22 protein-coding genes and 1 pseudogene are annotated in these 22938 nt (G+C 68.1%); 15 read left to right on the top strand and 8 right to left on the bottom strand.

The window, feature by feature from the left end; translation table 11 throughout:
* Positions 1-7 precede the first annotated feature (7 nt).
* A complete protein-coding gene (locus tag F6X38_RS01180) occupies positions 8-1261 on the bottom strand; it encodes a sarcosine oxidase subunit beta family protein (RefSeq protein WP_150967698.1) in 1254 nt (417 codons plus the stop codon).
* A gap of 113 nt (positions 1262-1374) precedes the next feature.
* Here F6X38_RS01180 and F6X38_RS01185 point away from each other — a divergent pair, with 113 nt between their 5' ends.
* The gene (locus F6X38_RS01185) at positions 1375-2313 is read left to right on the top strand and encodes a GlxA family transcriptional regulator (RefSeq protein ID WP_246191125.1); all 939 of its coding nucleotides are present in this window, start codon (positions 1375-1377) and stop codon (positions 2311-2313) included.
* A 12-nt stretch (positions 2314-2325) separates the two neighbouring features.
* Here the strand turns inward: F6X38_RS01185 and folD are convergent, their stop codons facing one another.
* The 6 genes from folD to F6X38_RS01215 form a co-directional block, all read right to left on the bottom strand.
* The gene (gene folD, locus F6X38_RS01190) at positions 2326-3210 is read right to left on the bottom strand and encodes a bifunctional methylenetetrahydrofolate dehydrogenase/methenyltetrahydrofolate cyclohydrolase FolD (protein WP_150967699.1); all 885 of its coding nucleotides are present in this window, start codon (positions 3208-3210) and stop codon (positions 2326-2328) included.
* A 4-nt stretch (positions 3211-3214) separates the two neighbouring features.
* The gene (purU, locus tag F6X38_RS01195; RefSeq protein WP_150967700.1) at positions 3215-4099 is read right to left on the bottom strand and encodes a formyltetrahydrofolate deformylase; all 885 of its coding nucleotides are present in this window, start codon (positions 4097-4099) and stop codon (positions 3215-3217) included.
* A gap of 130 nt (positions 4100-4229) precedes the next feature.
* Complete coding sequence (glnT, locus tag F6X38_RS01200; protein ID WP_150967701.1) at positions 4230-5537, bottom strand: type III glutamate--ammonia ligase; 1308 nt, start codon at positions 5535-5537, stop codon at positions 4230-4232.
* A 92-nt stretch (positions 5538-5629) separates the two neighbouring features.
* Positions 5630-6958: an FMN-binding glutamate synthase family protein gene (locus tag F6X38_RS01205; RefSeq protein WP_150967702.1), complete on the bottom strand. Its 1329-nt coding sequence runs from the start codon at positions 6956-6958 to the stop codon at positions 5630-5632.
* A gap of 18 nt (positions 6959-6976) precedes the next feature.
* A complete protein-coding gene (locus F6X38_RS01210; protein WP_150967703.1) occupies positions 6977-7663 on the bottom strand; it encodes a GltB/FmdC/FwdC-like GXGXG domain-containing protein in 687 nt (228 codons plus the stop codon).
* Positions 7664-7692: 29 nt separating this feature from the next.
* Positions 7693-8601 carry a class II glutamine amidotransferase gene (locus F6X38_RS01215; protein WP_150967704.1) on the bottom strand — a complete coding sequence of 303 codons (909 nt, stop codon included), beginning with the start codon at positions 8599-8601 and terminating at the stop codon, positions 7693-7695.
* A gap of 284 nt (positions 8602-8885) precedes the next feature.
* On the opposite strand from F6X38_RS01215, the gene F6X38_RS01220 reads away from it, so the two are divergent.
* Genes F6X38_RS01220 through F6X38_RS01240 form a run of 6 tightly spaced genes read left to right on the top strand, consistent with a single transcriptional unit; the run spans position 8886 to position 12272 of the window.
* The gene (locus F6X38_RS01220; RefSeq protein ID WP_150967705.1) at positions 8886-9206 is read left to right on the top strand and encodes a hypothetical protein; all 321 of its coding nucleotides are present in this window, start codon (positions 8886-8888) and stop codon (positions 9204-9206) included.
* Positions 9207-9220: 14 nt separating this feature from the next.
* Positions 9221-9598 (top strand): hypothetical protein, encoded by a 378-nt coding sequence (locus tag F6X38_RS01225; protein ID WP_150967706.1) that lies wholly within the window; start codon positions 9221-9223, stop codon positions 9596-9598.
* A 26-nt stretch (positions 9599-9624) separates the two neighbouring features.
* Positions 9625-9792, top strand: coding sequence for a hypothetical protein (locus F6X38_RS23600; RefSeq protein ID WP_202617909.1), 168 nt, complete (start codon positions 9625-9627; stop codon positions 9790-9792).
* Between the two features lie 12 nt (positions 9793-9804).
* Positions 9805-11214 (top strand): APC family permease, encoded by a 1410-nt coding sequence (locus F6X38_RS01230; protein WP_150967707.1) that lies wholly within the window; start codon positions 9805-9807, stop codon positions 11212-11214.
* Positions 11215-11227: 13 nt separating this feature from the next.
* A complete protein-coding gene (locus F6X38_RS01235) occupies positions 11228-11917 on the top strand; it encodes a hypothetical protein (protein WP_150967708.1) in 690 nt (229 codons plus the stop codon).
* 1 nt (position 11918) lies between these two features.
* Positions 11919-12272, top strand: a complete 354-nt coding sequence (locus F6X38_RS01240) for a DUF6677 family protein (RefSeq protein ID WP_246191126.1) — start codon at positions 11919-11921, stop codon at positions 12270-12272.
* Here F6X38_RS01240 and F6X38_RS01245 read toward each other — a convergent pair.
* Positions 12223-12927, bottom strand: coding sequence for a helix-turn-helix domain-containing protein (locus tag F6X38_RS01245; protein WP_150967709.1), 705 nt, complete (start codon positions 12925-12927; stop codon positions 12223-12225). The genes F6X38_RS01240 and F6X38_RS01245 overlap by 50 nt on opposite strands.
* A 109-nt stretch (positions 12928-13036) precedes the next feature.
* Between F6X38_RS01245 and F6X38_RS01250 the strand changes: the two genes are divergently transcribed.
* From F6X38_RS01250 to F6X38_RS01285, 8 genes and pseudogenes are all read left to right on the top strand, one after another.
* Positions 13037-13246 carry a hypothetical protein gene (locus tag F6X38_RS01250; protein WP_150967710.1) on the top strand — a complete coding sequence of 70 codons (210 nt, stop codon included), beginning with the start codon at positions 13037-13039 and terminating at the stop codon, positions 13244-13246.
* A gap of 99 nt (positions 13247-13345) precedes the next feature.
* Entirely contained in the window at positions 13346-15058 is a 1713-nt protein-coding gene (locus tag F6X38_RS01255) for a trimethylamine N-oxide permease (protein ID WP_150967711.1), read from the top strand.
* Between the two features lie 71 nt (positions 15059-15129).
* A complete protein-coding gene (locus F6X38_RS01260) occupies positions 15130-15726 on the top strand; it encodes a dimethylamine monooxygenase subunit DmmA family protein (protein ID WP_150967712.1) in 597 nt (198 codons plus the stop codon).
* Entirely contained in the window at positions 15723-16688 is a 966-nt protein-coding gene (locus tag F6X38_RS01265) for a PDR/VanB family oxidoreductase (protein WP_150967713.1), read from the top strand. Before F6X38_RS01260 ends, F6X38_RS01265 begins: the two co-directional genes overlap by 4 nt.
* Positions 16688-17743 (top strand): heme-dependent oxidative N-demethylase family protein, encoded by a 1056-nt coding sequence (locus tag F6X38_RS01270; RefSeq protein WP_425482807.1) that lies wholly within the window; start codon positions 16688-16690, stop codon positions 17741-17743. The genes F6X38_RS01265 and F6X38_RS01270 overlap by 1 nt, the downstream gene beginning before the upstream one ends.
* Before the next feature lie 46 nt (positions 17744-17789).
* The gene (locus F6X38_RS01275) at positions 17790-18923 is read left to right on the top strand and encodes an aminomethyl transferase family protein (protein WP_150967715.1); all 1134 of its coding nucleotides are present in this window, start codon (positions 17790-17792) and stop codon (positions 18921-18923) included.
* A 56-nt stretch (positions 18924-18979) separates the two neighbouring features.
* Complete coding sequence (locus F6X38_RS01280; protein WP_150967716.1) at positions 18980-20335, top strand: NAD(P)-binding domain-containing protein; 1356 nt, start codon at positions 18980-18982, stop codon at positions 20333-20335.
* A 75-nt stretch (positions 20336-20410) separates the two neighbouring features.
* A pseudogene (locus tag F6X38_RS01285) lies at positions 20411-22684 on the top strand (trimethylamine N-oxide demethylase); the annotation flags it as partial.
* Positions 22685-22938: the final 254 nt, after the last annotated feature.

Here is a 22938-nt window from a genome sequence, read left to right on the forward strand (position 1 = left end):
GCGGTTCTCAGTGAAGGTTGGGCTGGGCCCCCTGGCCCTTCTCGTCGATCGTGTAGCCGCGGGCGAACCGGTCGAGCCGGTAGGCCGCGGCGGTCGGGTCGCTCTCGCCGGTGGCGATCAGGCGCGCGAAGCAGTGGCCGGAGGCCGGCGTCGCCTTGAAGCCGCCGTAGCACCAGCCGGCGTTGACGTAGAGCCCGTCCACCGGCGACCGGTCGATGATCGGCGAGCCGTCCATCGACATGTCCATGATGCCGCCCCAGGAGCGCAGCATCCGCACGCGCCCGATCGCCGGCATCAGCGCCATGCCGCCTTCGCAGACGTCTTCGACGGTCGGCAGGTTGCCGCGCTGGGCGTAGGAATTGTAGCCGTCGATGTCGCCGCCGAAGACGAGGCCCCCCTTGTCGGACTGCGTGATGTAGAAGTGCCCGGCACCGAAGGTCACGACGTTGTCGATCAGCGGCTTGATCGCCTCGGACACGAAGGCCTGCAGCACGTGGCTCTCGATCGGCAGGCGAAAGTCCGCCAGCGCGGCGACGCGCGACGAGTTGCCGGCGACCGCCATCGCGACCTTGCCCGCCCGGATGGTGCCGCGCGAGGTCTCGACGCCCGCGACGGCGCCGGAAGCGTCGCGGACGAAGCCGGTCACCTCGCAGTTCTGGACGATGTCGACGCCGCGCTCCGAGGCGCCGTGCGCGTAGCCCCAGGCGACGGCATCGTGCCGCGCCGTGCCGCCGCGCCGCTGGACGAGGCCGCCCTTGATCGGAAAGCGCGCATCGTCGAAGTTCAAGAACGGCATCTCGCGCCTGACCCCCTCGCGGTCGAGGAGTTCCGCGTCGATCCCCTCCAGCATCATCGCGTTACCGCGTCGCACGTAGGCGTCGCGCTGCGCGTCGGAATGGAAGAGGTTGAGGACGCCGCGCTGCGAGACCATGGCGTTGTAGCCGAGATCGGCTTCGAGGCCCTCCCAGAGCTTCATCGACAGTTCGTAGAAGGCGGTGTTGCCGGGCAGCATGTAGTTCGAGCGGATGATCGTCGTGTTGCGCCCGACGTTGCCGGAGCCGATCCAGCCCTTTTCGATCACCGCGACGTTCGCGATGCCGTGGTTCTTGGCAAGGTAGTAGGCAGTGGCGAGCCCGTGGCCGCCGCCGCCGATCACGACGACGTCGTAGCGGTCGCGAGGGCTGGCGTCGCGCCAGGTCGGCTTCCAGCGCCGGTGGCCGGTCAGCGCGTTCGCCGCCAGCGAGAAGAAGGAATAACCCATCAGACGCCCGTTCGAGGCTGCCGCGATTCGTTGGTCGGCATCCAGCATCTGTGCACGGCCCGACGCGACGCTACTTGCTCGAGGAAGACGTGTTCTTGTCTCTGGAGGACGCCGTGGCGGAGACGCGGACCTACGCCTTCCTCTTGCTTCCCGGCTTCGCGACGATGTCCTACGCTTCCGCGCTGGAGCCCCTGCGGGCCGCCAACACCCTCGCGGAGGAGGAGCTTTACCGCTGGCGCCATCTGTCGACGGACGGCGCTCCGGTGCGGGCGTCGAGCGGCGTGATGCTCGGCGTCGACGGCGACTTGGAGGAGGACGCCGCGGTCGATGCCGTGCTCGTCTGCGCCGGCGGCAACCCGGCAAACTTCGACGATCCGGCGGTCTTCGCCTGGCTGCGCGCACTCGCCCGGCGCGGCCTTCGCGTCGGCGGCGTGTCGGGCGGCCCCTACGTCCTCGCCCGGGCCGGGCTGCTAGACGGACACCGCGCGACCGTCCACTGGGAGCACGCCGCCGCGTTCAGGGAAGCGTTTCCGCGCGTCCTCCTCCAGGCGACGCTGTTCGAGATCGACCGGCGACGGTTGACCTGCGCCGGCGGCGTCGCAGCGCTGGACATGATGCACCGGATCATCGGCGAGGACCACGGCTACGACCTCGCGCGCTCCGTCAGCGATTGGTTCCTGCAGGCGCACGTCCGCCCCGGCAGCGGCGGCCAGCGGCTGGCGGTGCCCGAGCGGCTCGGCATCCACAGCCCGGCGGTCGAGGCCGCGGTCGAGTTGATGGAGCGGCGGATCGAGGACCCGGCCGCACGGTCCGAGATCGCGCAGGTCGCAGGCGTCTCGGTGCGCCAGCTCGACCGCCTGTTCGCCGCCCGGCTCGGCACCAGCGTCGAGCGTTACTACCTAGCGCTGCGGCTCGAGCGCGCCTCCGGCCTCCTGCAGCAGACGAGCCTGTCCGTCACCGAGATCGCGGTGGCGACCGGGTTCGCGAGCGCCAGCCACTTCTCGCGGGCCTTCAAGCGGCGCTTCGGCCGGTCGCCGCGCGCCGGCCGGTGACGCTTCGACCGCTCAGCCGACCCGGCGCTGGGCGGCCTGGAGCGTGTTCTGGAGCAGGCAGGCGATGGTCATCGGGCCGACGCCGCCCGGCACCGGGGTGATCGCGCTGGCGACCGTCTTCGCCTCGGCGAACGCGACGTCGCCGACGAGCCGTCCCTTGGCGGCGTCCGGCGCGGGCGCGAGGCGGTTGATGCCGACGTCGATCACGGTGGCGCCCGGTTTGATCCAGTCGCCGCGCACCATTTCCGGCCGCCCGACGGCGGCGACGAGCACGTCCGCCCGCCGGCAGAGCGCCGCGAGATCCCGCGTCCTCGAATGCGCCACCGTCACCGTGGCGTTGGCGGCGAGCAGCATCTGCGCCACCGGCTTTCCGACCAGCACCGAGCGGCCGACGACGACCGCGTCGAGTCCCGCGACGTCGCCGACCGTGCGCTCGATCAGCCGCATCGAGCCGAGCGGCGTGCAGGGCACGAGGCCGGGCAGGCCGTTCATCAGCCGGCCGGCGTTCTCGGGATGCAGGCCGTCGACGTCCTTGGCCGGGTCGATCGCGAGGATCACCCGCCCGCTGTCGATGTGCCGCGGCAGGGGAAGCTGCACGAGGATGCCGTCGACGGCGGGATTGTCGTTCAAGCGGTGGACAAGCGCGAGGAGGTCCGCTTCGCTCGTCTCGGCGGCCAGCCGGTGCTCGAAGCTCTCCATGCCGGCCTCGCGCGTCAGGCGTACCTTGGAGCCGACATAGACCTCGCTCGCCGGGTCGTTGCCGACCAGCACCACGGCAAGTCCCGCCCGGCGGCCGGCCCGTGCCGCGAAGCCCGCTGCCTCGTCCGCCACCTCGCCGCGGATCGCTGCCGCGATCGCCTTGCCGTCGATGATCCGTGCCGTCGTGCCGCTGCTCATCGCCTCAGCCCATCCGCTCGGAGGCGTAGCTGCCGGGCGATGCCGGAAAGACGACGGTCGAGTTGCCGTTCAGGAAAACGCGGTGGTGGATGTGGGCGTGGACGGCGCGGGACAGCACCTGCGCCTCGACGTCCCGGCCGATCGAGACGTAGTCGGCCGGCGACTGCGCGTGCGTGACGCGCGCCACGTCCTGCTCGATGATCGGGCCCTCGTCGAGGTCGGCGGTGACGTAGTGCGCCGTCGCGCCGATCAGCTTCACGCCGCGCTCGTGGGCTTGCTTGTAGGGGTTGGCGCCCTTGAAGCTCGGCAGGAAGGAATGGTGGATGTTGATGATCCGGCCGGACATGCGCTGGCACACCGCGTCGGACAGGACCTGCATGTAGCGCGCCAGCACGACGAGTTCGGCGCCGGACCCCTCGACCACCTGCATCAGGTGCGCCTCGGCTTCCGCCTTGTTCGCCTTCGTCACCTGGATGTGGTGGAAGGGGATGTCCTGGTTCACCACGACTTTCTGGTAGTCGAAATGGTTCGACACGACACCGACGATCTCGATCGGCAGCGCGCCGATGCGGGTCCGGTAGAGGATGTCGTTGAGGCAGTGCCCGAAGCGCGACACCATCACCAGCACCTTCGCGCGGGCGGTCGCGTCGTGGAAGGCGTAGGTCATGTCGAAGGGTGCGGCCGCCGCGGCGAAGCCCTCTTCGACTTCGGCGAGGCCGAGGCCTTCTTCCGAGTTGAAGCCGACGCGCATGAAGAAGCGCCCGGTGTCGAGGTCGTCGAACTGCGCCGAATCGACGATGTTGCAGCCCCTGGCCGCCAGATGACCGGCGACCGCCGCGACGATGCCGCGCCGCGAACGGCAGGTGACGGTGAGGACGTGCTCGATCATGATCCTTCCTTCGCGACCGGGTTCCGGCGTTGTGGCATCCGCTCCGCCGCGTGCGTACGAGTTCCCGCGACCCGATCTGGCGCAATCGCGACAGGACGCGACGCCATCGCCGGCCGCCGGACCTTTCTCGTCAGATATCGAGCGTCGTGTCCCGTTCCCAGTGGGTGAACTGGGAGCAGTAGCTGTTCCACTCGCCGTGCTTGAGCTTCAGGTAGGCGGAGGAGAACTCCGTACCGAGCGCCCCGCGCAGCCCCTCGTCCTTCTCGAACTCGCGCAGCGCGTCGAGGAGGTTCAGCGGCAGGCGCGGTGCGTCGGTGATCGTGTGCCCCTCGCGGTACATGTCGATGTCGCGGTGCGGGCCGGGATCGGCGTCGCACGCGATCCCGTCGAGGCCGGCGGCGATCACGATCGCCTGGAGGAGGTAGGGGTTCGCCGCGCCGTCCGGCAGGCGCAGTTCGAAGCGGCCGGGTCCCGGCACGCGCACCATGTGGGTGCGGTTGTTGCCGGTCCAGGTGACCGAGTTCGGCGCCCAGGTCGCGCCCGAGATCGTGCGCGGCGCGTTGATCCGCTTGTAGCTGTTGACGGTCGGGTTGGTGATCGCCGCCAGGGCCGAGGCGTGCTTCATGATGCCGCCGAGGAAGCACTTGCCCTTGGCCGACAGGCCGAACGGCATCTCCTTGTCGGCGAAGGCGTTGCGCGTGCCGTCCGTGTTCCACACCGAGATGTGGCAATGGCAGCCGTTGCCGGTCAGGCCCTTGAAGGGCTTGGGCATGAAGGTGGCGCGCAGCCCGTGCTTCTCGGCGACGGACTTCACCATGAACTTGAAGAACGAGTGCTTGTCGGCGGTGGCGAGCGCGTCGTCGTATTCCCAGTTCATCTCGAACTGGCCGTTCGCGTCCTCGTGGTCGTTCTGGTAGGGCTTCCAGCCAAGTTCCAGCATCGCGTCGCAGATTTCGGCGATGACGTCGTAGCGGCGCATCACGGCCTGCTGGTCGTAGCAGGGCTTCTCGGCGGTGTCGTAGAGGTCCGAGATCGCCGAGCCGTCTGGGTTGAGCAGGAAGAACTCGGCCTCGACGCCGGTCTTGACGCGCAGGCCCTCCGCCGCGGCGCGCTCGACGAGGCGTTTCAGCACCACGCGCGGCGCCTGCGCGACCGGTTCGTCCTCCATGGTGCAGTCGGCCGCGACCCAGGCGACGTCCGGCTTCCAGGGCAGGCGGATGACGGAGGCCGGGTCCGGCAGCGCGAAGACGTCCGGATGGGCCGGGGTGAGGTCGAGCCAGGTGGCGAAACCGGCGAAGCCCGCCCCGTCGCGCTGCATGTCGCCGATCGCCTGCGCCGGCACGAGCTTGGCCCGCTGCCCGCCGAACAGGTCGGTGTAGCTGATCATGAAGTACTTGACGCCGTGCTCGGCGGCGTAGGCGGAAAGATCGGTAGGCACGGCGTCTCCCTCGGTGGTCGGTCTGGCGGGAAAGGGCGATCCGGTCCCGGCGCCCTCCCCCGAAAGGCGCCGCGCCCGGAGGGGATCGAAAGCTAGAAGCCGGCTTTGCCCGGATACCAGTCGGTGCCGGCGAGCGGAACCTTCGCCATCGCGGCGGCCTCCATCGTGAGGGCGCAGAGATCTTCCGGCTCGAGGTTGTGCAGGTGATTCTTGCCGCAGGCCCGCGCGATGGTCTGCGCTTCCAGCGTCATCACCTTGAGGTAGTTGGCGAGCCGCCGTCCGGCGAGTTCGGGGTCGAGGCGGGTCATCAGTTCGGGGTCCTGCGTCGTGATGCCGGCCGGATCCTTGCCCTCGTGCCAGTCGTCGTAGGCGCCCGACGTCGACCCGAGCTTGCGGTATTCCTCCTCCCACTTCGGGTCGTTGTCGCCGATGGCGATCAGCGCCGCCGTGCCGATCGACACCGCGTCGGCCCCGAGCGCCAAGGCCTTCGCGACGTCGGCACCGCTGCGGATGCCGCCCGAGACGACGAGCTGGACCTTGCGATGATATCCGAGGTCCTGCAGCGCCTGCACGGCCGGGCGGATGCAGGCGAGGGTCGGCTGGCCGACATGCTCGATGAAGACGTCCTGCGTCGCGGCGGTGCCGCCCTGCATACCGTCGAGCACCACCACGTCCGCGCCGCTCTTCACCGCGAGCGCCGTATCGTAGTAGGGACGCGCGCCGCCGACCTTGACGTAGATCGGCTTCTCCCAGTCGGTGATCTCGCGCAGTTCCCCGATCTTGATCTCCAGGTCGTCCGGCCCGGTCCAGTCCGGATGGCGGCAGGCCGAGCGCTGGTCGATGCCCTTCGGCAGGTCGCGCATCTTGGCGACGCGGTCCGAGATCTTCTGCCCGAGCAGCATGCCGCCGCCGCCGGGCTTGGCGCCCTGGCCGACCACGATCTCGATCGCGTCGGCGCGGCGCAGGTCCTTGGGGTTCATGCCGTAGCGGGACGGCAGGTACTGATAGACGAGGAGCTTCGAGTGGCCGCGCTCCTCGTCGGTCATGCCGCCGTCGCCGGTGGTGGTGGACGTGCCGGCGACCGTCGCGCCACGCCCGAGCGCCTCCTTGGCGTTGGCCGACAGCGAGCCGAAGCTCATCCCGGCGATCGTGACCGGGATCTTCAGCTCGATCGGCTTCTTCGCGAAGCGCGTGCCGAGCGTCACCGCCGTCTCGCAGCGCTCGCGGTAGCCCTCCAGCGGGTAGCGCGAGATCGAGGCGCCGAGGAAAAGGAGGTCGTCGAAATGCGGGACCTTGCGCTTCGCACCCCAGCCGCGGATGTCGTAGATGCCGGTCGCCGCCGCCCGGCGGATCTCGGCCATGGTCTGGTCGTCGAAGGTCGCGGACTTGCGCGGCGGCATCGGCGGGTTGTGGTAGGTCATCGCCGGCTCTCCTTGGATTCAGTAGGCTTCGGCGTTGTCGATGTTGAACGTGTAGAGTTTGCGCGCCGAGCCGTAGCGCCGGAACTCCTCGGGCCGGACGCCCTCGACGCCGCCCCGGCTCAGGAGCCCCGACAGGAGTTCCAGGTGTTCGGGGCGCATCTCCTTCTCGACGCAGTCGGCGCCGAGGCTCTTCACCGTGCCGCGCACGAAGAGCTTGGCCTCGTAGAGCGAGTCGCCCAGCGCCTCGCCGGCGTCGCCGCAGACCACCAGGGCGCCGGACTGCGCCATGAAGGCGGACATGTGCCCGATCGAGCCGTGGACGACGATGTCGATGCCCTTCATCGAGATGCCGCAGCGCGACGCCGCGTTGCCCTTGATGACGAGGAGGCCGCCGCGACCGGTCGCGCCGGCATATTGCGAGGCGTCGCCCTCGATCACCACCGTGCCGCTCATCATGTTCTCGGCGACGCCCGGCCCGGCCGAGCCGTGCACCGTCACGGTGCCGCCGTCGTTCATGCCGGCGCAGTAGTAGCCGACCGAGCCGCGCACGTCGACCGACACCGGCGAATCGATTCCGACGGCGACCGAATGGTGGCCGCGCGGGTTCACCACCTCGAAGGCGGTGTCGTTGGCGCCCTCGCGCAGGGCGTGGAGCGCCTGGTTGAACTCCCTGAGCGGCGTGACGGCGAGGTCGTAATGCGGCATCGAACGCGAGTCCCCCGTATTCTCGATCCTCAGGCGGCCTGCCGCTGGTCCCAGAAGTAGACGGTCGCCGGTTCCGGCTCCCAGACCCGCGCGTCCTCGATACCCGGCAGGCCGACGAGGGCCCGGTACTCCGAACCGAAGGCGACGTACTGGTCGGTCTCGGCCATCACCGCGGGCTTGCAGGCGATCGGGTCGCGCACCACGCCGAAGCCGGACTTGGTGCCGACTACGAAGGTGAAGAAGCCGTCGAGGTCGCTGAGCGCCCCTTCGAGCGCTTGGCCCAGGTCCTTGCCCTTGGCCATCTCGCCGGTGAGATAGGCGGCGGCGACCTCCGAATCGTTCTGCGTCTCGAAGGTCATGCCCTTGGCGCGCAACTCGCGGCGCAGGTTGTTGTGGTTCGACAGGGAGCCGTTGTGGACGAGGCACTGGTCCGCGCCGGTCGAGAACGGGTGGGCGCCGAGCGTCGTCACCGCCGATTCGGTCGCCATGCGTGTGTGGCCGATCCCGTGCGTGCCGCCCATCGCAGCGATGCCGAAGCGCTCGACGACGTCGCGCGGCAGGCCGGTCTCCTTGTAGATCTCGACGCTCTCGCCGCTGCCCATCACGCGGAGGTCCTCGGAAACGTCCTTCAGCGCCGCGCGTACCGCGTCGAGCCTGTCGGCGGCCACCGTGACGACGGCGTGCGTGCTTTTCACCTCGACCTTCGCCGTCCCGCCGGAGGCCTCGGCCAGCCGCTCGGCGAGACCGGCGAAGTCGCGCTCGGGCCGCGCCGACTGCACGGTGATCTTGGCCGTGCCGCCGGCGGCCCCGCCGTAGATCGCGATGCCGGCCGAATCGGGACCACGGTCCGTCATCGTCACCAGCATCTCGGACAGGAGCTTGCCGAGCTGCGGCTCCAGCGAAGGATCCTTCAGGAAGAGACCGACGATTCCGCACATGACCGAACCTCCGAGCAGGGATGACGAAGTGATGACGGATCGCTCACCCGAAATCAATCGGTAAGAATAAAAAATTCTCCAGAAGAACTATAACGGCTCGACGCACCGGGTGCTGCGTTCGCCCGATGCGTGACACGCCTTTCCATACCTCGCAACCTTAGGCTTTTGTGCTGCAGCGCAGCACATCCTTCGCTTGACAATCCGTCGCAGCCGGCACGAAATTCCTCGGAGGTAAGTTTCTTGCCTGAGAAACAACAAGGCGAAAACGCCGCGGGAGGGGATTCATGGCCGTCACGCTCGGATCGGAGACTCATGCGCTGTCGCTGGCGGCGAGAATCGATCGGATGCATCGCCGCGACCGGCTCGGCGCGCTCACCTTCGTCGCGGCGCTCTGGTTCGTCCTCCTTTTCGTGCTGGTGACGATCTGGCCGCACATCACGGACGGCGCGATCCGCGCGATCCTCGCGGTGTGCGGTGCCGGGCTCCTGATCCTCAACACGGCGGCGATCTTCGCGATGCTCCGGCACTACGAGAGCGACAAGGAATTCATCTACGGGCTCGATCTGACGCATCTCGACGAGATGCGCCGGCGCAAGCGCGCCTGAGGGAGGGGACTGCGATGGCCTATCAACCGCCGAAACAGGGCGCGCTCGCGCAGATCGTCGACGTCGTCGTCCTCCTGGCGATGACGATCGGCGCGCTCTACGTGCCGCTCTATCTCGGCCTCGCGGGCGCCACGAAGACGCCGCGTCCGATCCAGAACCCGACATGGGAGGCGCTCGGCCAGAACGGCGCCGAGCAGGCGCAGTGGGCCGCGCTCGGCATCACCGATCCGGCTGCCGCCAACGACGTCATCACCGCGCGCTTCGACTACACCTTCTCCTGGGCCGCCCTCGTCGTGATGGCCGTCCTGGTGATCGGCTACTTCGTGCTGGTGGTCCGCTTGTCGGACAGGGAATACCGCGAAGTCATCGAAGAACGCTTCGGCCGCAAGTAGCCGCACATGCCTTGGGAGGGGTGGGGATGGATGTCTGGAATCTGTTCGAATACCTGGCCTGGGGGCTGTCGGCCGTGTTCGCGGGGCACATGCTCTACGACATGGCGAAGGTCGACACGACCTACAGCAACGAGCTCCTGACCTCGTCGCGCGAGGGCGAGATCGAACTCACCCAAGAACTCCACAAGCTCTAGAGGGACGCCGCCATGTCCGCGATCCCGCATCAGACGACCGCCGGCGCTCCGGAAGGCGAGCGGCTGCAACTCCTCCGCGTGCTCGGTCCCGGGCACGTCTGGGCGCTCGGCGTCGGCATCGTCCTCGTCGGCGAATACATGGGCTGGAACTTCGCGGTCGGCAAAGGCGGCATGATCGCCGGCCTCGTCGCGTGCTGGCTGGCCGGCCTCCTCTACACCTGCGTCGCGATGATCGACTCGGAAGTGACCTCGACGGTGGCGGCGGCCGGCGGGCAGTACGCTCAGGCCAAGCACATCGTCGGGCCGCTGATGGCCTTCAACGTCGGGCTCTTCCTGGTGATGGCCTACACCATGCTGGAATCCGGCAACGCGATCACGATCGGGGTCCTCCTCGACACCGTCGCCGGCCTGCAGGGCCACAGCGGGCTGAACCAGCAGCCCTTCATCATTCTGGCGGTGGTGTTCCTCGCCTGGTTGAACTACCGCGGCGTCCTGGCGACGCTGACCTTCAACCTCGTCATCACCGCGGTGGCCTTCCTCGCGATCATCGTTCTGTTCGTCGCCGTGCAGCTCGGCGTCTCGTCGGTGCCGCTCGACTTCTCCGCCATCTCGACGGACTCGCTGCCCTACGGCTGGCTCGGCATCCTCGCCGCGCTGCATTTCGGCCTCTGGTACTATCTCGGCGTCGAGGGCACCTGCCAGGCCGCCGAAGAGGTCCGCTCGCCCGCCCGCTCGCTGCCCTACGGCACGATGGCGAGCATCATGACACTGCTGATCGCCGCGACCCTCACCTGGTACGTGTGCTCCGGCCTCCTGCCCTGGGAGTATCTCGGCCAGGCCGGAACGCCGATCTTCGACGCGGCGCGCGTCACCGGCTCGACGCCGCTGATGGTGCTGCTCTTCGTCGGCACGATCTTCTCGACGCTGGCCTCGGCCAACGGCTGCATCAACGACGCCTCGCGCGCCTGGTTCTCGATGGGTCGCGACCGCTACCTGCCGCAATGGTTCGGCGCGGTTCACCCGAAGTACCGCACGCCCTATCGCTCGATCGTGTTCTTCGTACCGATCGCGCTGGTCTTCGCGCTCGGCGCCCCGCTCGACCAGGTGGTGACGTTCTCGATCCTGTCTGGCCTGCTCGGCTACACATTCATGACGTTCAACATGGTGATGTTCCGCCGCAAATGGCCGCTCGGCAGCATCAAGCGGGGTTACGTGCACCCGTTCCACCCGTTCCCGGCGATCCTCCTCCTCGCGATCTGCTCGGCGACCTACTTCGCCGTGTTCCTCGGCTACGGCTCGCAGCTCATCGCGATGATGTGCTTCTACATCCTCGCCTCGCTCTGGTTCCACTTCCGACGCTATCGCTACGTGCGCCGGGGCGACCAGTTCACCATGCCCTGGCCGCGGCCGGCCGGCTACTGACGGGGCGGCCGCCATGCTGACCGCCGGCATCGCCGTCGCCGCCTCGTGTCTCGCCGGCGGCGCGCTGTGGCGCCTCGCCGGCCGCGAGCACGCGGCAGCGCTCGCCGCCCGCGGCCGGCTCCTCGACGCGGCGGCGGCGCTCTTTCCGGGCGGGCGGACCGTGATCGGCGCCGACGGTTTCCCCTGCTTCGCCGCGCCTCGTCCGGGCGGCGGCGAGATCGCCTTGGCGCTCGTCGCCGACACGCTCGTGACGCGGCGCCTGCCGCAGCTCTGGCTGAGTCTCACCCTTCGCGAGCCGACGCCGTTGCGTGACTTCACGCTCGGGGTTCTGGCGCGCCCGACCGGTGCGGAGTTCTATGCCCTGACGCACGAAATGCCGGACTGGTTCGAGCCGCCTGCCTCGGACGCGCCGCTGCTCGTGCGCGGCGCGAACCTTTCGGCCGACGCGGCTGCCCGGCACGGGGCCGTGCTCGCCGCACTGTTCGAGGACCCGGCGCTGAAGGAAGCGGTGGCGACGCCGCGCGGGGTGCGGGCGGTCCGTCAGGTCCGCCAAGGCGACCGCGGTGCGCATCTGCTGCTGCGACAGGCGCGCTTCGGCATCGAGCCCGTAGACCGCGATACGTTGCAGGCCGCCTTGCGCGATGCCGAGCACTTGGGCGCGACGCTGCGGACCCGCGCTCCCCGCCTCGCGGAAGCGGCGTGAGATGCGTCTGCTGCCCGGCGCCGTCCTGTCCGGAAAGCCTCCCGCTCCTCGCCTCGTGCTGTTTCTGGCGATCGTTCTTCCCGGCGTTGGTCACATCATGGTGGGCAAGCCGGGACGCGGACTGATCTTCGTCCTCTTCATCGTGCTCTTCGCCCTTCTGACGCTCGCGACGACGACTCCGGACCAGTCCTTCGTGGCACGCCATGCCGGCGGTCTCTTCGTCTGGGCCCTGTCGGTCCCCGACGCCTATCGACGGGCGCGGCTCCTGGCTGCCGTCTGGAAAGTCCGGCGTGGTGCGTGCGAGATCAGCCGGAGCGCGCCTGCGGATAGGAGATCAGCGACAGATAGCGGCTAGGCAGCACCACCAGTTCCTCGGGTCCGTGCGGTGCGTCGGCATCGAAGAACAGGCTGTCTCCGGGGCGCATGTGGAAGCGCCGGTTGCCGTGTCGGTAAATCACCTCGCCCTCCAGCATGTACAGGAACTCCATGCCGGTATGCTGGAAGGTCGGGAAGACGTCGGAGGCCGCCGTCAGCGTGATAAGGTACGGTTCGACCGTGACGCCGCTGGTGTTCTCGTGGATATGACCCAGGAGATTGTACTGATGGCCGGCCCGCGTGCCGCGGCGTTCCAGTTCGATCCCCTCTCCGGCGCGCACGAAAACGGCGTTCCGCTCCTCCTCGTAGCGCTTCAGGAAGGCGGTCAACGGCACGCCAAGCGCGCGGGACAGCGTTTGAAGGGTCGTCAGCGACGGGGAGATGTTGCCGTTCTCGATCTTCGACAGCATCCCCAGCGACAGGCCGGTCGACGCCGCGAGATCGGCGACCGTTATGCCGAGTGCCCTGCGGTACGACCGAACCTCGTGGCCGATCGCGAGTTCGAGGTTGTTTTCCCGCGGCTCGCGCACCGCGTGCGGATCCTGCAGGAGCCCCGTTCGCGCCGTCGCGCCGGGACGGGAGCTTCCTGCATCGATGCCGGGCTCGGACGACGGCTCCTTTTCACGACGCTTCATGCGGTTCCGCTTGGTGAAGAGAGGCAACAGTTATCTCACAGGGGAATTTTGTCGACCTCTGGAGACGACGCCGGGCACGAACGCGCCTCCAACGTCAGGAGACGGAGGCATGTCGACCGCCCAGATCCCGCATGCAAGGAAGTATTCCCCGTCGTTGCATTCGGATTTCGGGAGAAATTTCTTTTCCCATGAGGAAATTCCTTTGACAGGTAAAAATCGGCGGATCATGATCGCGAAGACAGGGTTGGCCGTGGGGACGGTCAATCGCGGCGAATGCTTCAAGTCGACCGTTGCTTTCGCTGAAAGTAAGTTTCGATAGTACAGCGCAATTCGGTTCCGCATCAAGACATCGCGACGACGACCGAACTGCGAGAAGGCGATCCTCATAGTCCATTCCGAATAACCGGAAGTCATATCCATGTCGACGACTGTTGCCGCAAGCGAAGTACAGACCTCCGGAGGACTTCACCGGAGTATCGACTGGACAGGAGCCTTCTGGGTGGCGAGCGGCGTTCCAGCGCTCGTGCTCTTCTCCATTGGCTCCATCGGCGGCACGGTCGGAAACCTCGCCTTCGCGGTGTGGATCGTGTCCATGCTCATGGGCTTCATCCAATCCTTCACCTATGCCGAGATCGCCGGTCTCTTTCCCAACAAGTCCGGGGGCGCCTCGATCTACGGCGCTTCGGCCTGGGTGCGGTACACCAAGCTGGTCGCCCCGCTCTCCGTCTGGTGCAACTGGTTCGCCTGGTCTCCCGTCCTGTCGCTCGGCTGCTCGATCGCCGCCGCCTACATCCTGAACGCGCTCGCGCCGGTCCCGGCGGTCGACAGTTCCACCGTGGCGGACTGGGTCGCCGCCAACGGCGCCGCGCTCACCGTGCCCGACGCCGAGAAGGCCGCCGCCGCCGTTTCCGCGCTGACGCCTTCGATCCGCACTTGGACGTTGTTCCAGACAACGATCGGTCCGGTCTCGTTCTCGCTGAACGCCGCCTTCTTCATCGGCGCGCTGCTGATGCTCGGCACCTTCGCCGTGCAGCACCGGGGCATCCTCGGCACCGCCAAGGTCCAGAAGTACATCGGCCTCATCGTGATCGTGCCGATGGCCATCGTCGGGATCGTGCCGCTCCTCAACGGCGGCGTGAACTGGTCGAACTTCTCGCCCTTCGTTCCGCTCGCCACAGCCTATGCGCCCGAGCCCGGCTCCTGGAACGTCGCAGGCTGGACGCTCGCGCTCGGCGGCATGTTCATCGCGGCGTGGTCCACCTACGGCTTCGAGACCGCCGTCTGCTACACCAGCGAATTCCGCGATCCCGGCCGCGACACGTTCAAGGCGATCTTCTACTCCGGCCTGCTCTGCCTCGCGCTGTTCAGCCTGGTGCCGTTCACCTTCCAGGGCGTGCTCGGCCTCAACGGCATGCTCGCGACGCCGATCGTCGACGGCTCGGGCGTCGCCGCCGCCATGGCGCACATGGTGGGCGGCGGGAAGTTCCTCGAAGGCATCCTGGTGATGCTGATGATCCTCGCCCTGATGCTGTGCCTGATGACGGCGATGGCCGGTTCCTCGCGCACCCTCTACCAGGGATCGGTGGACGGCTGGCTGCCGCGCTACCTCAGCCACGTGAACGAGCACGGCGCGCCGACGCGCGCCATGTGGACCGATCTCGTCGTCAACCTCGTCGTCCTCGCCATCGCCTGCGCCGACGCGACGAGCTTCTTCTTCATCCTCGCGGTTTCCAACTGCGGCTACATCATCTTCAACTTCCTCAACCTCAACGCGGGATGGATCCACCGGATGGACTCCGGCCATCTGCCGCGGCCCTACCGGGCGCCGACGATCCTGATCGCACTCGGCGGCATCTTCGCCTTCGTCAACGTCGTCTTCATGGGAGCGGGCGCCAAGGTCTGGAATCCGATGGCGCTCTGGGCGGGACTGATCACCGCGGCCCTGATCATCCCGGTCTTCTGCTACCGCCACTACGTGCAGGACGGCGGCCGCTTCCCGGCCGAGATGCTGCGCGACCTCGGCGTCGAGCCGGGCGCGCGCATGGAACGCAAGGCCGGCGCGCTGCCCTACCTGACGCTCGTCGGCGGCGTCATCGTGCTTCTCCTCGCCAACTGGCTCTTCACCGTCTGAACCCGGCTTCCGAAAAGGGCCGGCGCGATCCGTCACGCCGGCCTCCCCGTCGCAGCTTCGAAGACCTCATCATGCAGCTCTCGGACATCAAGAGCAGACCCATCTACGACGCATTGCGGCCCGACAGGAACGCGAAACGGCACATCGCCGCCGCGGAGGGCGAAGGGGCGCTCGGCATCGAAGCCGCCTTCGCCGACGACGCCGACGTCCTCGGCCGCACGACGATCATCTATACGCCGGGCGCGAGCGCCTCGCACGGCGACCGGCTCGCGGCGCTGAGGGCCGACGCGCTGCACGTCCTGCCGTCGACGGAAACCGCGCTGACGCGGCTCGCCGGCCTCCTCGCGGCCTCGCGGATGGGCACCCGCCTCTACGTTGCCGGCAGCGAGGACTTCATCGGGCAGGTGCGGGCGCTCGCCGCCGCGTCCGGGCTCGATGCGGACGCCGTCCACTGCGAGCACCGGGGCTCGCTGGCGCGCCGCGTCCAGTGCGTCCACTGCAAGGGCTTCATCTCGGACGTCACCGCATCGCCGGTGCCCTGCGCGCATTGCGGCAACCTGCTGCTGGTGCGCGACCATTATTCCCGCCGGCTCGGCGCCTTCATGGGCGTTTCCGTCAACGCCGAGGCGCCCGACGAGGTCCCGGCGGCCGAGGAGTTTCAACCGTGAGCGGCGGCGTGCAGTTCGACGTGCGGGTCGCCGAGGCCGAACCCGTCTCGCCGAACGTCAGGCGGTTGCGTATGGAGCGCCTCGACGACGGCGAACTGCCGCCCTATTCGGCCGGCTCCCACACGGTGCTGACGCTCGACGTCGAGGGACGGCGCTTCCGCAACGCCTATTCGCTGCTCGGATCGACGCTGGCAGGCGGCCGCGCCTACGAGATCGCCGTGCTGCGCAGCCCGCAGTCGCGCGGCGGCTCCGCCTTCATCCACGACGCCCTCGCGCCGGGCGCGCGGCTCGCCCTGTCCGCCCCCGTGAACCTCTTCCCGGTCAACCGGACGGCGCGGCGCCACGTGCTCGTCGCCGGCGGCATCGGCATTACGCCGGTCGCCGCGATGGCGGCGGAACTCGCCGCGGCCGACGCGCCGTTCGAGCTCCACTACGCGATGCGCGACGAGGCGAGCGGTGCCTTCGCGGACGCGCTCGTCGCGCGGCACGGGGCGAAGGTGCGCCTCTACGTCAGTCGCCGGCAGGAGCGGATCGCCGTCGGCGCGATCCTCGAGCACCAGCCGATCGGCACGCATCTCTACGTCTGCGGTCCCGAACGGATGATCGAGGCGGTGCTCGAGGATGCGCGCCAGGGCGGCTGGCCGGAAAGCGCGCTGCATTGCGAGCGTTTTCTCGCGCCCGAAGGCGGCGAGCCCTTCCGGCTGCGGCTCGCCCGTTCCGGCATCGAGACCACCGTCGGGGCGCACGAGACGCTGCTCGAATCGATCGAGGCGGCGGGGGTCGATGCTCCGTATCTCTGCCGCGGCGGCGCCTGCGGGCAGTGCCAGACGGCCGTCGTGGAAGCGGACGGCGAGCTGGTCCACGCCGATCACTACCTGACGGATGCCGAGAAGGCGTCCGGCAAGGCGATCATGACGTGCGTCTCGCGGCTGCGCGGCCGCGAGCTCGTGCTCGATCTTTGATGGGAGACAAGGCTTTGACCCTCGCGTTCAAGTCGGAAACCTTCCGCGACGACTACACCTTCTCCAACAGCCCGGAGGCGATCCGTCGCTTCCCGTTCCCGTTCGACCGGGACGAGTACATGTACTCGATCAACATCGAGCAGCACGTTCCCGGCGCGGTGCAGAGCACCACCGAATTCCCGATCGACATCGACGAGCACTACGTCGCCGAGATGGAAGACCGGGCGATCGTCCTGAAGGAGGACCCGCTGCGCTGCCAGTCGCTGCCGCACATGCTGACGGCGGAATGGGATCTCCTCGAGCTTCTCATGACCTCGATGGCCCGCAACTATCCGGAGCACTTCACATTGACCCGCGACGGGGCGCGCTGGCGCTGGGTCAACCGGCCGCTCGGCATCGACCGGAGCTTCACCTTCGGCGACGCCGCGACCCTGCCGTGCGGTCCGATGGAGTACGTCACCCGCCAGTGCCAGGGCGACTTCTGCCTGCTCGATCAGCGGGACAACAACCTCTGGATGGATGCCGGCATCGTCACCACGCAGGCCGACTGGTCGCTCGACTTCGACCTCGGCATGAACTTCATCGAATGGCACGGTCCGGTGCCCCTGGCGCACGACCTCGGCGTGTTCGACCGGGCGCTGAAGTTCCTGCTCAACCTGCAGCAGGGCCGGCCGGTGCGCCGGCTGAACTGGACGATGACGATCAATCCGCGCCTCGACACGAGCCCCGAGAACTACCATCGCTGGGGCATCGAAAAGGCCGGCGTCACGCCGGAGAACGTCGGCGACAAGGTTCATCTCCGGGTCGAGCTGCAGGCTCTCTGGCGCCTGCCGCGCTCGAACGCGATCGTCTTCTCGATCCGCTGCTACCTCATCAAGATGCGGGAACTGGTGACGCAGCCGAAATGGGCGCGCCGCTTCCACCGCGTCCTGAAGGACCTGCCGCCGCCGATCGCCGGCTACAAGGGGCTCGAGCGCTACCGCCAGACCACCGTCGACTGGCTGTCGCGCCACGACGACGGCCGGCCCACGTCGCCCGGCTTCGGCCCGGACTGAAGCACCGCCGCGGCGACCTGCAGCACATTCGGAAGGGAGGAAACACATGACGGCATCCTGGCGATTCTCGGTTCTCGCGGACCGGCACCGGGCGCTCGGCTCCAAGCTCGAGGACTGGAGCGGGATGGGCACGGCCTGGTCGTACGACAAGGATGCGGACGAGGAATACGTCGCCATCCGGACCAAGGCGGGGCTGATGGACGTCTCGGGCCTGAAAAAGGTCCACCTGAACGGCCCCCACGCCGCCCACGTCATCGACCTCGCGACGACGCGCGACGTCCGGAAGATCTATCCGGGCAAGTCGGTCTATGCCTGCATGCTGAACGAGGCGGGCAAGTTCACCGACGACTGCGTCGTCTATCGCATCGCGCCGAATTCCTGGATGGTCGTGCACGGTTCCGGAACCGGGCACGAGGAGCTGCAGAAGGCGGCGATGGGCCGCGACCTTTCGATCCGCTTCGACGACGACCTGCACGACCTGTCGCTGCAGGGCCCGCTCGCGGTCGACTACCTGGCGCGGCACGTGCCCGGCATCCGCGACCTTCCCTACTTCCACCACATGCAGACGCGGCTCTTCGAGCTGCCCGTGATGATCTCGCGCACCGGCTACACCGGCGAGCGCGGCTACGAGATCTTCTGCCGCGGCGAGGACGCGCCGACGATCTGGGACCGCATCCTCGACGAGGGCGCCGAACTCGGCATCATTCCGTGCCGCTTCACGACGCTCGACATGCTCAGGGTGGAAAGCTACCTGCTGTTCTACCCCTACGACAATTCGCAGAAGTATCCGTTCGAGAACGAGGGACCGGGCGACACGCTCTGGGAACTCGGGCTGGACTTCACCGTCAGCCCCGGCAAGACCGGGTTCCGCGGGGCCGAGGAGCACTACCGGTTGAAGGGCAAGGAGCGCTTCAGGATCTTCGGCATCCGGCTCGAGGGCACCGCGCCCGCCGAAGAGGGCGCGCCGATCTTCAGGGACGGGCGACAGGTCGGCGTCGCCACCTGCGGCATGTATTCCCCGCTCGCGAAGGCTTCGATGGCCATCGCCCGGCTCGACGTCGACTGCGCCGTCCCGGATGTCGAGCTGGAGGTCCGCAACGCTTCGGGACCGGTCCGCGCCAAGGCCCATCCCCTGCCCTTCGACGACCCGAAGAAGCTCAAGCGCACGGCGAAGGGCTGAGGCGGCTGGCGGCAGATCGGATTCCAACAGCGTTCGGTTCGGAGGAGGAAGTCGGAATGCAGAAGCGCGTGGCAGTCGTCGGCGCCGGCCCCAGCGGCCTCGCCGTTCTGAGAGCGTTCGAAACCGCCCGGCGCAACGGCGCGGACGTGCCGGAGGTCGTCTGCTTCGAGAAGCAGGCGAACTGGGGCGGCCTTTGGAACTATACGTGGCGCACCGGGCTCGACGAGTTCGGCGAGCCGGTCCACGGCTCGATGTACCGCTACCTCTGGTCCAACGGGCCGAAGGAATGCCTCGAGTTCGCCGACTATTCGTTCGAGGAGCATTTCGGCCGGCCGATCCCGTCCTATCCGCCCCGCGCCGTCCTGCACCACTACATCGCGGGCCGGGTCGAGCGGAGCGGCGTGCGCGGCTATATCCGCTTCCGGACGCCGGTGCGCCGCGTCGCCTGGTCGGACGCGATCGGCAAGTTCTCCGTGACCGTGAAGGACCTCCAGCGGGACGAGCACTACACGGAGGAGTTCGACGACGTGGTGGTCGCGAACGGACATTTCTCCGTTCCGAACGTCCCGCACTTCGACGGGATCGAGACGTTCCTCGGCCGCGTGATGCACGCACACGACTTCCGCGCGGCGGACGAGTTCGCCGGCAAGCACATGCTGATGGTCGGCTCCAGCTATTCCGCCGAGGATATCGGCACGCAGTGCCACAAGTACGGGGCGGCCTCCGTCACCTTCAGCTACCGCACGAAGCCGATGGGCTTCGACTGGCCGGCATCCTTCGAGGAGAAACCGCTGCTGTCGCGTCTCGTCGGGAAGACGGCCTATTTCATCGACGGCACGAGCAAGGACGTCGACGCCATCGTCCTGTGCACCGGCTACCAGCACTCGTACCCGTTCCTGCCCGACGACCTGCGCCTCAAGACCAACAACCGACTCTACCCGCTCGGGCTCTACAAGGGCGTGGTCTGGGAAGGGAACCCGCATCTCTTCTATATCGGCATGCAGGACCAGTACTACACGTTCAACATGTTCGATGCGCAGGCCTGGTTCGCGCGAGACGTCATTCTCGGCCGCCTGCCGCTTCCCCCCGCCGCCGAACGCGACGCCGACATCAAGGCCTGGCGCGGCCGCGAGGAGGGCCTGCAGGACCCGTTCCAGGCCATCGACTTCCAGACCGACTACGTGCGCGATCTGCTTTCGATGACCGACTATCCCTTCCTCGACGTCGACAAGGTCGCCGCGCTGTTCAAGGAATGGGAACATCACAAGGTCGACGGAATCCTGACCTACAGGGACAAGTCGTACCCGTCGGTTCTGACCGGCACGATGGCCCCGGTGCACCATACGACCTGGATGAAGGCGCTCGACGATTCCCTGGACGCCTTCCTTGGCATGCAGGAAGCGGCGCAGTAGCGGGTTCTAACGGCCCTGCCCGAACGGGACCGGGGCGGCGCGACACGGCAAGGCGGGAGGCGAGCTTTGACGAGAGTGTGGTGTGGTGAAGCCTCGCCTTCGGCGCAGCCGGCCCCGGCGCTCCGGCTGACCTCGGCGATCGTCAGGGGCGGGCGCGCCCGCGCCTTCTCGCTGCGGCCGGGCGACCGGATGACCGTTCGCAACCTCGAGGGCGGCCAGCCGGCGTGGGTCCGGATCGTCGGCGAAGCCGGCGCGTTGCGTGGACTCCCCCAAGGCGGCACCGTCCCGGCCGGGGCTTCCGACGCGGCTTTCGAAACGTCGCCGGCGACCGAGGAACTGCTGCGGCAGGCGGGACCCGCCGTCCAACTGTTCGACGGCGAGGCCGCCGCCGGCGCGGGGATCACGCTGGAGGCGGCGGGCGAACTCGTCTGCGTCGTCGGCGTCCCCGGCGGCATCATGGCTCCCGACAGACAGGACACGCCGACGGACCTGCTCGTGGAAGTGCTGCCGGCGGTGGAACGCTCGGGCGAGTTGCCGCCGCCGCTCGCGCCCGACGTCGTGCTCGAGCTGCGCATCGCCGCGGCGAGCGCGTCCGCCTACGAGGTGAAGGCCGGCCAGTACATCCAGATCATCGACGTCGACGGCCGGCAGTGTTCCGACTTCCTGGCCTTCGACGCAGCCGAGCTGCGGGCTGGGCGCGAGTACGACATCGACCCCACCACGACGCGCACCTTGATGGGATCGAGCTTCTCCGGTCCCGGTCTGCATTCGAAGTACTTCGACACGCGCATGCGCCCGCTCGTCGAGGTCGTTCAGGATACGGTCGGCCGCCACGACACGTTCCTGCTCGCCTGCACGGCGAAGTACTACGAGGACATGGGCTATCCCGGCCACTCCAACTGTACGGAAAACTTCAACCGTACCCTCGCGCCCTTCGGCGTGACGGCGCGCAAGGGATGGCCGGCGATCAACTTCTTCTACAACACCTTCGTCGACGCGCACGATCGCATCTCCATGGACGAGCCCTGGTCGCGGCCCGGCGACTACGTTCTCCTCAGGGCGCTCACCGACCTCGTCTGCGCGTCGTCGTCGTGCACCGACGACATCGATCCGGCGAACGGCTGGTCGCCGACCGACATCCACGTGCGGGTCTACGACGCCGCCTGCCAATTCCCCAACGGGAGCGCCCACCGCATGACACCCGACGCCGAACCCCGCATGAGCCGTCAAACCGGCTTCCATTCGCGCACGTCGGCCCTGACCCGGAAGTTCGAGGACTATCGCGGCTTCTGGCTGGCGTCCTGCTATTCGGGCAGCGGCCCGATCGAGGAGTATTGGGCGTGCCGCGAGCGGGCGGTCGTCACCGATCTGTCCGCGTTGCGCAAGTTCGAGATCACCGGACCGGACGCGGAGGACCTGCTGCAACTGGCAGTGCCGCGCAACGTGAAGAAGCTCGCGGTCGGACAGGTGGTCTACACGCCGCTCTGCTACGACCACGGCGGCATGATCGACGACGGGACGATCTTCCGTCTGGGGACGCACAACTTCCGCTGGATCTGCGGCGACGAGTTCTCGGGCGTCTGGCTGCGCGAACTCGCCGCCAAGCACGGGATGAAGGTCTTCGTGCGCAACTCCAGCGACCAGTTGCACAATCTCTCGGTCCAGGGTCCGCGCTCGCGCGCCATCCTGAAGCGCCTCCTCGTGACGCCGCCGCACCAGCCGACGCTGAACGAGCTGAAATGGTTCCGCTTCACGATCGGGCGCATCGCGGATCGGCCGGTCCTCGTGTCGCGCACCGGCTATACGGGTGAACTGGGCTACGAGATCTTCTGCCATCCGAACGACGGCGAGACCGTCTGGGACGCGCTGATGGAAGCCGGCGTGCCGGACGGGCTGACCCCGATGGGCCTTCTGGCGCTGGACATGGTCCGGATCGAGGCCGGCCTCGTCTTCGCCGGATACGACTTCTCGGACGAGACCGACCCGTTCGAGGCCGGCATCGGCTTCACGGTCCCCAACGACAAGCCCGACCCTTACGTCGGCGCGGCGGCGATCGAGCGGCGCCGGCAAAGCCCGCATCGCCGCCTGGTGGGGCTCGAGGTCGCCGGCAACGAGCCGATCGGCCACGGCGACTGCATCCATGTCGGCCGCGCGCAGGTCGGGGTCGTCACGAGCGCCGTCAGGTCGCCGATCCTCGGCAAGACCATCGCGCTCGCCCGGCTCGACGTTTCGGTCGCCGAACCCGGCACGCCGGTGGAGATCGGCAAGCTCGACGGCCATCAGAAACGCATACCCGCGATGGTCGTCGCGTTCCCGCATTTCGATCCCCGGAAGACGCGGGTCCGGGCTGATCCGCCGGTGGACGAGGCGCCGGAACGCATCGCCGCCTCGGGGCAGGCAGGTTCCGTCGTGGCGGATGACCCTCGCGGCAGCGTAAACCGCTCTCGCTAGAGAAATCGTGGTCGGCATCGGCCGTACAACGGACAGAAGTGCCTGTCGCGTCGATGAACCTCCCAAGTCGGATGCCGGTGCGTCGACGAGCAACCGATGATCTCGGCGATCAACCCAAGCATGTCCACTATGCTGGACGCGCCGACCGACAA

Origin of the sequence: Plantimonas leprariae (genome assembly GCF_008802405.1) — a bacterium.
Classification (GTDB): Bacteria; Pseudomonadota; Alphaproteobacteria; order Rhizobiales; family Rhizobiaceae; genus Plantimonas; species Plantimonas leprariae.